The following is a 12,882-nucleotide window of genomic DNA, read 5'->3' on the forward strand; positions in this document are numbered from 1 at the left end:
CGTACTTAAGTACGCTCCGCTCCGGCCTTCGCCGGCCGAAGCCCTCGTAAGTGTCTCCGCTCTATGAAGGCTACGGCCGGCGTAGGCCGGTTCTCGGAAGCCATCGTTTTCGACTCGGCCTGACCTGAATCTCAATACGCCTGGCGACGCGGGTTCCCGCCTCAGGCTTCCTTCAGCACGTCGTAGATCTTGCGCATCTGCTCGCCGATCAAGTCGCACTGTTCCGGCGTCGACTGGCTCATCGCCTTCTCGATCAGCGCCATGTGCACCTTCAGCGCCTTCATCAGCAGGGCCTCGCCGGCCTCGGTGAGGTTCAGCCGCAGCACACGCTTGTCCTTCTCGTCGCCCTCGCGGCGCAGCAGGCCGCGTGCCTCGAGCTGCGGCAACAGCATGGTGATGTTGGAGCGGCCGACCAAGAGCTTGCGGGCAAGATCGTGCTGCGACATGCCGGGGTGGCGATAGAGGTTCATCAGCACGTCGAGCTGCGCCGGCTTGAGGTCGAGCGGGGCGAGCTTTACCGCCAGGGTGCGCTCCAGCACATGGCAGGCGCGCGCCACCGCAACCCAGTTGCGAAAGCGAGGATTGTCCCAAGGCAGCTCTTGTTTAATGTTCATGTTTGAACTATTATGTTCATGCTTGAACGAATGAATGGATCGCCAATATGGCATCATTTGGATTGAAGGTCATCCGCGGCGTCTTTGGCGCGGCCGAGCATGTCATGCCACGTCTCGGCGGCCGCGCCGCATTCGAACTGTTTTGCCGCACACCCAATGTCAAATCCTTGAGTGACGGCGAGCGCCGAGCGGTCGAGCGGGCCGCCGACTTCATGGCCGAGGCGCGCCACCACCGGCTGAAGACCAGGACAGACTGCGTGGCGGTGCATGAATTCCGCCCGGAGCCGGGCAGGGAATCGCGTGGGACGGTGCTCGTCATCCATGGCTGGCGCTCGCGCACCGAATATATGCGCGCCCTGATCGAAGGGTTTCGCGGGGGCGGCTACAAGGTCGTCTCGCTCGACCTGCCCGGGCATGGCCATTCGCTCGGCCGCCATCTCAACATGGTGAATGCAGTGGACGCGGCGCGGGTCGCGGGCGAATGGTTCGGTCCCTTTGCCGCCGTCGTCGGCCATTCCTTCGGCGGCGCGATTGCCGCCAATGCCGTCGCGGCGTCGGTCAAGGGCATGCCGCCGCTTAAGGCGCAGAAGCTGGTGCTGATTGCCGCGCCGAGCTCGCTTCCGGCGATCTTCGACGATTTCAGTCGCATGATGAATGTCGGGCCGCGCTCCCGCGTCGCCATGGCGGACAGGGTGAAACACCTTTCGGGGCGGCCGCTCAATGAATTCACCGGCGATCGCCAACTTGCGGAGGCGCCGGTGCCGACGCTGATCATCCACGCGCCCGACGATCGCGAAGTCCATGCCGACCATGCCAAGCGCTATGCGGGCGCCGGCGAGCATGTCCACCTGCACTGGGCCGACGGACTTGGCCACCGCCGAATTCTCGCCGACAGGGATGTCGTCGCGCGCGCGGTCGGTTTCGTGACCGGGCAGCGCGAAGCGACCCTACACTGATCGAAAGATCAGTCGGCCTTTTTCTTCTGGCCGGGCTCGATCGGCAGGCCGGCCGCTTTCCAGGCGGTGTAGCCGCCGAGGATGTGCTTGACCGGCGTCAGGCCCATGTCCTGCGCCGTCTTGGTGGCCAAAGCCGAGCGCCAGCCGCCGGCGCAGAAGAAGACGAAGGTCTTTCTGCTGGCGAAGAACGGTTTGTGATACGGGCTTTCGGGATCGATCCAGAATTCCAGCATGCCGCGCGTCACATGCTTGGCGCCGGGGATCTTGCCATCGCGCTCGACCTCGCGCGGATCGCGCAGATCGACGAAGATGGTGTCGTCGTGCTCCAGCAGCCCCGCTGCCTCCTCCGGCGAAACCACTTCGATCTCGGCGTTCGCCTCGTCGAGAAGCTGGCGATAACCTTTCTTCACGGCAAATCCTCCCGGCCGCGCTTGCTGCGGCCGCCGAAATTTCGATCACAAAGCCCGGCGTTTGTCACGGGGGCGGGCGCTAGATCGTGATGGCGTTTCGTTGAATCGCCATCACGACCTAACTCTTTGTTGGAGCATGATCTTTCTCCGAAGACCGCTTCCCGCTTTTCGGGATCGTGCTCTAGCGCCGGCCATCGTCGCCCACGCCGCCATGGCGCCGGCAACGGTCGCCAGCGCCTATTCGACCAGCAAGGCAGCGCTGTTCGGGCTGACGAAGGCGCTGGCGCGCGACCTCGGCCCACGCGGCATCACCGTCAACATCGTGCATCCAGGCTCCACCGACTCCGACATGAACCCCGCCAACGGGCCGCATGCGGAGCACCAGCGTCGGAAGATGGCGACGCCGCGTTTCGGCGAGGCCGAGGAGATCGCGGGAATGGTGGCCTGGCTGGCGAGCCCGCAGGGCCGTTTCGTCACGGGCGCCTCGTTGACCACAGATGGCGGGGCCAACGCCTGATTGTTTTCCGCGCCTTGGCAGGCGCGTGAGGCCCGGAGCAAATCGCTGCCCCGGGCCTCACAACGATGTGAAACTGTTCTGCAACACGGCCGCGAAAATTTATGGAAGCTTAACGAAATCGGTATGAATCGGTATAGTCACGTCATACATCCGCCATGCGGAGGGCGGGACCGTCCAGCGGCGCGGAACGGGAACCGGTTACAACCGGTGCGGGTGAAGCATGAAAATCCTTGTGAACAAGAAAACCGTCCTGCCGATCGCCATCGCGGCGACACTGGCCTTCGGACAGCAGCCGGCAAGCGCGCAAGGGCTGTTCGACATGCTGTTCGGCGGCGGCATCCGGCACAATCCGCAAGGCGAATTTCCGCCACCGCCCAAGCCACGCAAGATACGACCCTCGCCTGACGGAGAGGGCGGCGGCAGTGTCAGGATCAGCAGCCCAACCTACAACACCTACAGGGCCGACAAGCTCGTGCGTGTCGATTTCAAGTCGCTTCTGCCGGCACCGCAACCGGCGACCGCGCAGGACGCCGCCTTTGTCCCGTCGGTGACGGGCAACAGCTTCCGCGATGCCGTCGCAGGCTTGAGCGATTACGAGCTGTTTGCGGAGCCCGATATCGCCAAGGCGCTGATCGCCTATTATTCGGCCAATCCGGATTTCATCTGGGTCAGCGACAACGCCGCCAACAGCCGGGCGCAGGATGCAGTCCGCGTGTTGGGCGAGGCGGCGAGCTACGGCCTGACGCCGGCCGACTATTCTGTCGATATTCCGGCTACTGCGACTGCCGCTACGCCGGAAGAGCGGACCAAGGAACTGGTCCGCTTCGAGATGGCGCTGTCGGCACGCGTGCTGCGCTATGCGCAGGATGCCCAGAACGGCCGCGTCGATCCCAACCGGATGACCGGTTACTATGATTTCCCCGCCAAGCCGTTCGATCTCGAAGGCGCGCTGAAGACCCTGGCGCATACCCAGGAGGTGCGCACCTATCTCGAATCGCGCCACCCGCAGAATCCCGAGTACCAGGCGCTGCGCGTCGAACTGGAAGCGCTCGAGGCGAGCGAGGAAAACGAGATCGTCGTCGATCCCAAGCTCCTGCTCAAGCCCGGCGAAAGCAGCCCGGAACTGCCGAAGTTGCTGACGCTGATTTCCCGCAACCTCGATGACGAGATGGGCGGCAGCTACGGCGAGGTGCTCGGCAGGCTGGGCAAGAGCGAACTCTACGATCCCGAGCTGGTGCCGGTGATCAAGGCCGTGCAGCAGCGCGCCGGCATGAAGGGCGACGGCGTCATCGGCCCGCGCACCGTGGCCTCACTGGCCGGCACGTCGAAGGCCGACAGGATCGAGAAGGTCAAGGTGGCGCTCGAGGAACTGCGCTGGATGCCGTCGGATCTCGGCAGCCCGCGCGTCTTCATCAACCAGCCGGCCTTTACCGCGAGCTATATCGACAATGGCGCGGAGAAGCTGAAGACCCGCGTCGTCATCGGTCGGGTCACCAATCAGACCGCCTTCTTCTACAACCAGATCAAGCAGGTCGACTTCCATCCCTATTGGGGCGTGCCGCAGTCGATCATCGTCAACGAGATGCTGCCGCGGCTGCGCAGCGATCCAGGCTATCTCGACCGCGCCGGCTACGAGGTGACGGATTCGCGCGGCAAGAAGATCCCGTCCTCGGCGGTCGATTGGGGTGCGTATGGCGCCAATATCCCCTTCAGCGTGCGGCAGCAGCCGAGCGAGGCCAATGCCTTGGGCGAATTGAAGATCCTCTTCCCCAACAAGCACGCCATCTACATGCACGACACGCCGCAGAAGTCGTTCTTCGCCCGCGACATGCGCGCGCTCAGCCATGGCTGCGTGCGGTTGCAGGATCCGCGCGGCATGGCCGCCGCTGTGCTCGGCACCACGGTCGACGATGTCGCCGAAAAGTTGAAGCACGGCCATTCGACCGAGAATGTCACGCGTGTCATCCCGGTCTATGTCGCCTATTTCACCGCTTGGCCGGACACGTCGGGCAAGGTCGAGTATTTCGATGACGTCTATGACCGCGATTCCAAGCTGATGCAGGCGCTCGACGCGACCGAAGCGGTGCGCACGCCGTCAAGCTGAGGGCGGTCTGGTTTCAAGCGATTCCTGACGGAAGGCCACGGCGAAGCCGACGAACCTGACCGCTTCACACGTTTCTTGGAAGTGCTTTGATAAGCGGTCGGCGGAAGCCGGCGTCGCGCCCGGCGATAAGCCAGTAGACCAGGCCGGCCACGAGGCCGGCGGCGGCGATGATGCCTGTGTCGGCCCAACGTTCCGGGTCATCGGCCGCGTCGGGCCAGATCAGCATGAAACCGGCAGCGGCGGCAGCAGCGCCGAACAGCATGTGCAGCCAAAAGCTTCGCAACGAAAAGAACTCAGCGATCAGGGCGAAAACCAGCGTCTGCATTCCGGTCAGGATGATCGTCAGGAAGTAGACGAACATGGCGAGCGGCGGCACCACCAACACGGCGACGGGCGTGAACTCCATGAGCTCGAAGTAGCCCGGCGCGTTGGGCAGCGCGCTCAATATCGCGTAGATCACCACCACCGCGATCAACCCGACAAGCACCGCGACCAGATAGCCGACGAGCACCATCAGGATGCGCTTCAGGACGTAGCCAATCATTGCCATGCACCCCCGTGCCCGCAATCATGGCGGGCAGTCAGCCACCAAAGTTGTGACGATGCAAGGGCGGTCCGTCGCGCCGGTTCCGCAACGAGTGGTCAGGGTCTTCAGGCGCCGCCGCACAGATGCTGGGAGTCGGGCAGGGCCCATGTGCCTTTGGCGGCGAGGTCGACGGCGTAGTAAACCCTGCCGCGCAGATCGTCTTTCGGACAGTCGCGCGGCATCGCGATCAGGCACATGACGACCGGATCACCGACCTTGGAGCTCGCCAGTCCCGGCTCGCGGTCATAGGAAACCGCCGTGCCGCCATTGGTAAATCTCGCCGCGCTGCCGGCTTCCGGGCTGGCGGTTTCCAGCGGGTCGTCGCCCAGCCTCGTCGTCAGCGCCTTGATGTGGGTGAAGCCGCATTGTCCGATCGACGCGGGCAGGGGCTGATCTGCCGGCTTCGGCGTCCTTGCCGCAAGGTCGAGCGCCTTCTTGCCGATCAGCGCTATATTGTAGTCCTGCACCCAAGGCGGTGCATTGCCGTAAGTCTGCAGCGCATTGTTCTGCGCGCTGACGATACAGGCTGCGTCCGTCTTGCAGGCATTCCGATCGGCGACCAGTCCGCGGGCGATCCCGCGTTTGTCGCCGCCGAAGGCGGGCTCAAAACCGGCATAGGCCTTGGTGACCAAAGCATCGATGGCCGACATTTGCGGATCGGCGCAGATCGCCTTCTCGGCGGGCAACCGCGCCTTTCGGCAATCGAAGGAGGGGCCATCCGCGCGTGCCTGGCCCGATGTCCCAAGCATCGATGCGGCTAGCAGCAAGGCGGTTGCGCAGATGTGAAGCCGCATGTCTGTCCTCCCGGTCCGGCCTGTTTCGGCGATCGAGTCTATGCCGAACGCAGGCCCCGGGGAATGGCGGAGCCAAGCAACCGACCGAGGTCTATTTGGGTTCGCCGGTCACGGGATCGTAGGTGATTTGGACCTTGGCCTTGTCCGTCGTGTAGTAGGTGATGGTGTAGCCGTCGCTATCCCAGGCGACCTCCTTCACATAGTGGAAGTCGGCGCGGTGCTCGACCTTGGCGACGATCTCCGAGAGTTTCTTGGCATTTTGCGGCGGCAGCGTCTGGTTGTCCGCCGCGAAGGCTTGTCCACTGATCAGGAATAAAGCGATACCGGTTGCCAAAACGAACGTGCGCATGAGAGCCCTCAAATCTCGTCGGCGTAAGTGCCGTCAGAAACTCGTACCCAGGCGGGTTGGTTCCGCAAAGGCCGCAATAACGCATTTTGCAGGAGCATGCGTCGATGCGATGGATCCTTGGCAAGAGGAGCAAGGGGAGCATTAGTTGCGGGTGAAAAAGCTAATAATTTCAGATTGTAACGACGCGATGCGAGTGTGTCACCCGACGTAACGAGCGACTAACCATGCGCCGGATGGAGAGTTCGTCATATTAGCTGTTCGTGGTAGAGCTTTCGGCAAGACCCTGATAGAATTCTGGTCATAACAGGGTGGCAACGGCGCGCCGGACCTGCCGGGATATCCGTCGGCAGACGGCGACGCGTTTCTTTTGAGCGCAGGTCGCCTGTTCTGGACTGGAAGCAGGGGACTGGGGGCTCGACCATGGCTGAACGGAACTATACCCGTCAGCTTGCGACAATCATTTCGATCGACGCCGTAGGGTTCTCGAGGCTTATGGGCATCGACGACGAGTTGGCTGTCGCCGCCTTCGAGGAAAGGCGCGACATCATCGCCGGCAGTTGCGGCGCATTTGGCGGGCGCACGTTCGGCGATGCCGGCGACAGCATCATGGCCGAATTCGGCAATCCGATCGAAGCCTTGCGGGCGGCCTTCGACTTCCAGGCCCGGATCGTGGCGCTGAATGCGGCGGTCACCGAGAACATGCGCATGCAGTTTCGCGCCGGGATCAACACGGGCGACGTCATCGTCCGGGAGGGTCGGCTCTACGGCGACGACGTGAATATCGCCGCCAGGCTTCAGGAATTCGCGCCGCATGACGGCGTCGCCATCTCGGCGACGACATGGCACCATGTGAGGGACAAGACGGCGGCGGTCTTCACCGATCTCGGCGAATTCAGCCTGAAGAACATCGCCCTGCCGGTGCACGTCCTGATCGCCGGTCGTGGCGGCAACGGCCCCATCGCGGCGGCTTCGTTCGCCTCTATCCCCGCCGCGTCCGGTCACTATAGGCCGATCACCAAAGGTCCACCGGCAATCGCCGTGCTGCCGTTCCAGGGCAACGGAAGCGATCCCGATGTCGGCTATATGGCCGACGGTATCGCCGAGGACATCATCTACGGCCTTTCCAACACGCGCTGGCTTTCGGTCATCGCCAAGGGCTCGAGCTTCCAGTTTCGCGACGACAGCCTCGGCACAAGGCTGATCGGCAACGCGCTGGGCGCCCGCTACATCGTCAGCGGCACGTTGGCGCGCTCCGACAGGCAGATTCGCCTCAACGCATCGCTCACCGACACCTCGAACGGACGCCTGGTCTGGTCGCAACGCTTCGACCGCGATCTCGTCGATATCTTCAGCCTGCGCGACCAGATCGGCAGCGAGATCGTTTCCATCCTCGACAAGGAGGTCGATCGCGCCGAGCAGGCGCGCACGTTCCAGGTGCCGTGGGAAAGCCTCGAAACCTGGCAACTGGTCAGGCGCGGCCGTTGGCATATGAACAGGCGCACGCGGCGCGACACCGAAATCGCCCTCGACTTCTTCGACAAGGGCTACCGGGAAGATCCGAATTCGAGCGCCGTGCTCAACGAGCTCGCGTGGTGGTACTTCTGGCGGGCCTGGCTGCGTTTCGGCGACAGTGACGATCTGGAGAAAGTCGAGACGCTTGCGCGCAAGGCGCTGTTGATGGACAGCCTCGATGCGCGTCCGCATGCCTATCTCGGCGCGGCCGACATCATGCGCGGCCTTCCGGCATTGGCGGCCGAGCATCTTGCTGAAGCGATCCACATCAATCCGAGCTTCGCCTTCGCCCGCTCGGCCATGGGCAGCGCGCATCTTTTGCTTGGCGATGCCAAGGGCGCGATATCGTTCTTCCTCGACACCGAGCGGTTGAGCCCGTTCGACCTCTATCGCTTCCACAATCTGGGGGAACTGGCCGCCGCCTATTGCTTCGTCGAAGACTGGCCGGCCGCGATCGCGACCGCCGAGCGCTCGCTCAACCTTTCGCCAGGTTACTTTTACGCGAGGTTCCTGAAGATAGGCGCCCTGATGAGAAGTGGCCGATGCGACGAGGCGGCGCGTGAGCTTGCGATCTTCATGACCAGGCACCCCGACTTTTCGGAGCAGAGGATACGCTGGATACCGTTCGTCGACCCGGCCAAGAACAATTTCCTGATCGGCAATTTTGATCTGGCCAAGTCCGCAGCATGATCGCCGGGGCCGACAGCAAATGACTGTGACCGAATTCACATACGCCGGATCGATGCAAACCTAGGCCAAACAGGATGCCGGCATCGCATTGACGTGGACAGCCGGGGGGCTTGAACGCGCATGATCATGTTGAAGTACTTTGCCGCAGTCCGGGCCGCTCAGAAGAGCCAGCGTCCGGTTGCGGAAATGCCGCCGTTCGACATCGACCGGCTGCGTTCCAAGAGCAGCGTTGCTTCGCGCATCGCTGGTTTTCTTCTTGGCGATCCGCGCTGGCTGCTGGCGCTTCTGCGCCGTTTCTGGCCGAATCTCGGCTTCGGCAATTTCCTGCTTGTCACCAAGGGCGCGGATGTTCGCGACATATTGGAGCGGGGCGACGAGTTCGAGACGCCCTACGGGCCGGAGATGACCGAGCTCGCCCGGGGCTCGAATTTCATTCTCGGCATGCAGGACGGCGCCGCGTACCGGCAGATGAAATCGGCGGTGCTGAGCGCTTTCCCGCCGGCGGAGGTCGAAGCCACCGTCAGGCCGATCGCCGAGCGCCATTCGCGTGACATCATGACCCGCGCCAGCCCTGGCTTCGATGCCATCGCCGGATTGATGAAGATCGTGCCGGTGCGCATCTGCCGCGATTATTTCGGCCTCGAGATCGATGATGAAAGCGAGTTCGCCGACTGGTCGATCGCGCTCAGCGCGCTGTTCTTTTCCGACCCGACGGCAAGTCCCACCACGCGTCAGCTCGCCGTGGTCGGCGGCGATCGGCTGATCAAAATCATAGACCGCTCGATCACGGCTGTAAGGGAAAAGGCGGGCAGGGACGACCGGCCGCTTGCCCGCCTCGTCGCGTTGATGGACCAGGGGCGCCTGTCGCTGCCCGACATTCATTCCATCATGCTCGGCATGGTCGCCGGCTTTGTGCCGACCAATGTGCTTGCCGGCAGCAATTGCCTGGATGTGATCCTGTCGCGAACCGACGCACGGCAAGCCGTCGATCGGGCAATTGCTGCCGGCGATACCGGCAAACTCGACCGGGCGATCATGGAAGCCATGCGGTTCAAACCGATCTGGATCGGGCCCTGGCGCTATACCAGGCGTGACGCGGTTATCGGCAAGGGCACGCGTCGCGAGCGGCTGGTGAAGGCCGGAACCGTGGTGATGCCGGCGACGCTTTCGGCGATGTTCGATCCGGAGATCGTGCAGCGGCCGAACGACTTCGATACGTCGCGCCCGCATCGCGACTACATGGTTTTCGGCTACGGCATCCATCTGTGCATCGGCGCCGAGATCGCACGCATCCAGATCGGCGAATGCATCCGCGCCCTGTTCAGCAAACCGAAGCTTGGCCGCGCGCGGGGCAGGGCCGGCAAGATGGTCAATGTCGGCGCCTATCCGGCAAGCCTCAAGGTCGATTTCGAGCGCTCGCCGCTTTGCCGCACAGCCGACCAGTCGATGGTGACGGTGGTCTGCCCGATCACCCGCTCCTTGCCGCTCGATGCGGTGCGCGACAAGGTCGCCGATCTCGGCAATCCCGCGATCGGCGAGCTCAGTGCCGCGCTCGACAAGGTCGGCACCATACATTTCACCAGCCTGGCCGTCGCTCCGACCGGCAAGGATGAAAAAACGGGGATCGAGACCGGCGCGCTGGTGTTTGAAATCTCCGGCGACGGCAGCACCGACGATGTCATAACCGCCATCGCGCAATCGATCGGGCACCGGCTACGGCCGATCTTCAGGGATGTCTGCGGCCTGCCGGACGGCGGCTCGCTGGAGGACTTCCTGAAGAAGAACCATATCGAGATATCGCCGTCCTTCGGCAGCGCCGCGGGGCTGGTTTTCGCTGGCACGCCCGGCCATTCCGTGCGCCGCATCCTTGCAGAGGCCAAGCTTGCCGACAGCGTGCGCGAGATCGCCGAAAAGCCGCGCGCTGGGGCCGGCAACGCGATGGACGTGCTGGCCGAGGCGCGCCGGCATGTCCGCTGCCTCGGGCAATTCGGTTGGGCGTTCGAGCCCGCCGAAAGCCTGCTGGAAAAGCCGCCTGGCCACTGGTCGAGCGCGCTGACCACGACGCTGCTGACGCCGGCGATGTTCGCCACTGTCGCGATCGTCGTTCTTGCCTTTTGGCGCCTGACTTATGTGCTCGTGTTCGGCAACCCGCATGGCGTCACCTTCGCCAACATCGCGATCGCCGGTGCCGCGCTCCTGCTTACGGTGCTCGGTCTGCTGGCCATTCTCGCCCTGTTCGTGGGCCTTTGCTTCCTGGCGTTGCGGCGGCTCGAGGACAAGGACCAGCCGGCGAACACGCCCGTCGACATCGGTGCTCTGGAAAAGATCCTCGCCAATGAGGACCATGCCGCGCAGAACAACCTGACGGCGATCTCGACCATGAAGGCGGGCATCTTGCGACGCCTGGCGCTGCGGTTGTCATTCTACCTGATCTCGATATCGGCGCAGAAAGTGTTCAGGCCGGGCTTTCTCGCCACCATCAACACCATTCATTTCGCCCGCTGGGTGCTTTTGCCCGGCACCGATAGGCTGGTGTTCTTCTCCAACTATGGCGGCAGCTGGGAAAGCTATCTGGAGGATTTCATTGCCAAGGCCTCGGCAGGCCTGACTGGGGTATGGAGCAACACCGAAGGCTATCCGCGCACGCGCTGGCTGTTCCTGGACGGCGCGCGCGACGGCGATCGTTTCAAGCGCTGGGCGCGACGCCAGCAGGTGCCGACGTTGTTCTGGTACAGCGCCTATCCGCACCTCAACACACCGCGCATCCGCATCAACTCCAGGATCAGGCGCGGCATCGCTTCGGCCACCGGCAACGAGGCGCGCGACTGGCTGAGCCTGTTCGGTTCGCTGCCGCGGCCGCAAGCACAGCCGGCGGACGCGACCAGCCTGCCCGAACCACCGGCTGCGCCGCTCGAGGAGCTGGAATCCGGGGAAATCCAGTCCATTTTCTTCGGACCCTTCGGCGCGCTCGGCTATGCGCATATGCTTGCGATCCAGGTGCCGGAAGGGTTGACCGCGGCGAGGCGCAAGGCCTGGCTCGATTCCGTCATCGACAAAACCAGCTTCGGCGACGGCGTGCCTGCCGGCCGCGCCATGACCGTGGCGTTCGGCCCCAACGGGCTGCGCCGGCTTGGGCTGGAAGGCGGCGTCGACGACGAGCCGCTGGACACGTTTCCCGTCGCCTTCCGGCAAGGCATGGGAACGCCCGAGCGCAGCCGCATCCTCAACGACACCGGCCCCGACGCGCCCGACAAATGGCAGTGGGGTTCGGCCGACAAGCCCATCGACATCGTCATCGTCTGCTACGCCGAGACACCGGCCACGTTGAAGGCCGAGATCTCGGCCATGAAGCGACAGACGACGAGCGCCGGCATGTCCGTGGCCGCCGAGCTGCCACTGATGGTGCGGCGCGACGGCAAGCGGGCGGTCGAGCATTTCGGCTTCGTCGACGGCGTCTCGCAGCCGATCGTCCGGGGCACGCAGCGCGCCGCCAAGGGAGCCGCGCCCATGCATCTGCTGGCACCGGGCGAGTTCCTGTTCGGCTATCGCGACGAGCATGGCTTCTACCCGGCTTCGCCGTCTGTGGACGCGGCGCTGGATCGGACTGGCATCCTTTCGCAGGTGCGGCGCAACCGCCAGATACCGGGGCAGCCGCCTCCGCCGCGCGATTTCGGCCGCAACGGCACCTTCCTCGTCGTGCGCCAGTTCGAGCAGCATGTCGAATTGTTCGACGATTATTGCAGGAAAGCGGCGACGCAGGCAGCCGAGGAGACCGGCGACGCCGCCATCGATCAACGCTGGGTGGCGGCAAAGATGCTGGGCCGCTGGCAGGACGGCAGCTCGCTGGTGCGCAATCCGAACGGACGCCCGGGCCGCGGCATCGACAATGATTTCGCGCTCGGCGCCGAGGACCCGCAGGGGCATGCCTGTCCGCTCGGCTCGCACATACGCCGGTCCAACCCGCGCGATTCGCTTGGCGAGGACCGCGAGACGCAGATCAGGATCGGCAAGCGCCACCGCATCCTGCGCGTCGGCCGCACCTACGAGAAGAAGGACAAGGGCGGCAAGACCGAGAAGGGCCTGCTCTTCATGTGCCTCAACGCGGATATCGAACGCCAATACGAGTTCATCCAGCAGACCTGGGTCTCATCGAACTCGTTCCAGGGCCTGGTCGGCGAGACGGACCCGACGATCGGCGCGCGAGGCGGCGGCGGCCGGTTCTCGATCCCATCCTGGGAAAAGGTCACCGTGCTTAAGGATGTGCCGCAGTTCGTCTCCACCAAGGGCGGCGGCTATTTCTTCATGCCGAGCCGCTCGGCGCTGCGCTATATGATCTCGCGGCTCTGACGG

At 63.9% G+C, this 12,882-nt stretch carries 9 protein-coding genes and 1 pseudogene; 5 read left to right on the forward strand and 5 right to left on the reverse strand.

Annotated features, from left to right (window positions below):
* Nucleotides 1-161 precede the first annotated feature (161 nt).
* Entirely contained in the window at nt 162-614 is a 453-nt protein-coding gene (locus RFM52_RS14685) for a MarR family winged helix-turn-helix transcriptional regulator (protein ID WP_320295647.1), read from the reverse strand.
* Between the two features lie 47 nt (nt 615-661).
* Between RFM52_RS14685 and RFM52_RS14690 the strand changes: the two genes are divergently transcribed.
* Nucleotides 662-1,570, forward strand: coding sequence for an alpha/beta hydrolase (locus RFM52_RS14690; protein ID WP_320295646.1), 909 nt, complete (start codon nt 662-664; stop codon nt 1,568-1,570).
* A gap of 8 nt (nt 1,571-1,578) precedes the next feature.
* Here RFM52_RS14690 and RFM52_RS14695 read toward each other — a convergent pair whose 3' ends face one another.
* Nucleotides 1,579-1,980 (reverse strand): rhodanese-like domain-containing protein, encoded by a 402-nt coding sequence (locus RFM52_RS14695; RefSeq protein WP_320295645.1) that lies wholly within the window; start codon nt 1,978-1,980, stop codon nt 1,579-1,581.
* 205 nt (nt 1,981-2,185) lie between these two features.
* Here RFM52_RS14695 and RFM52_RS14700 point away from each other — a divergent pair.
* Together RFM52_RS14700 and RFM52_RS14705 are read left to right on the forward strand one after the other, a co-directional pair.
* Nucleotides 2,186-2,497: pseudogene (locus tag RFM52_RS14700) on the forward strand (SDR family oxidoreductase); the annotation flags it as partial.
* A gap of 220 nt (nt 2,498-2,717) precedes the next feature.
* Nucleotides 2,718-4,601, forward strand: a complete 1,884-nt coding sequence (locus tag RFM52_RS14705; protein ID WP_320295643.1) for a L,D-transpeptidase family protein — start codon at nt 2,718-2,720, stop codon at nt 4,599-4,601.
* 64 nt (nt 4,602-4,665) lie between these two features.
* Here the strand turns inward: RFM52_RS14705 and RFM52_RS14710 are convergent, their stop codons facing one another.
* From RFM52_RS14710 to RFM52_RS14720, 3 genes are all read right to left on the reverse strand, one after another.
* A complete protein-coding gene (locus RFM52_RS14710) occupies nt 4,666-5,115 on the reverse strand; it encodes a hypothetical protein (RefSeq protein ID WP_430699248.1) in 450 nt (149 codons plus the stop codon).
* A gap of 137 nt (nt 5,116-5,252) precedes the next feature.
* Complete coding sequence (locus RFM52_RS14715; RefSeq protein WP_320295641.1) at nt 5,253-5,981, reverse strand: lysozyme inhibitor LprI family protein; 729 nt, start codon at nt 5,979-5,981, stop codon at nt 5,253-5,255.
* 91 nt (nt 5,982-6,072) lie between these two features.
* Nucleotides 6,073-6,330: a PepSY domain-containing protein gene (locus RFM52_RS14720; protein ID WP_320295640.1), complete on the reverse strand. Its 258-nt coding sequence runs from the start codon at nt 6,328-6,330 to the stop codon at nt 6,073-6,075.
* A gap of 420 nt (nt 6,331-6,750) precedes the next feature.
* On the opposite strand from RFM52_RS14720, the gene RFM52_RS14725 reads away from it, so the two are divergent.
* Nucleotides 6,751-8,532 carry an adenylate/guanylate cyclase domain-containing protein gene (locus RFM52_RS14725; RefSeq protein ID WP_320295639.1) on the forward strand — a complete coding sequence of 594 codons (1,782 nt, stop codon included), beginning with the start codon at nt 6,751-6,753 and terminating at the stop codon, nt 8,530-8,532.
* A 120-nt stretch (nt 8,533-8,652) separates the two neighbouring features.
* Nucleotides 8,653-12,879 (forward strand): cytochrome P450, encoded by a 4,227-nt coding sequence (locus RFM52_RS14730; RefSeq protein WP_320295638.1) that lies wholly within the window; start codon nt 8,653-8,655, stop codon nt 12,877-12,879.
* Nucleotides 12,880-12,882: the final 3 nt, after the last annotated feature.

Origin of the sequence: Mesorhizobium humile, assembly GCF_033977215.1 — a bacterium.
GTDB classification, from domain to species: Bacteria; Pseudomonadota; Alphaproteobacteria; order Rhizobiales; family Rhizobiaceae; genus Mesorhizobium; species Mesorhizobium humile.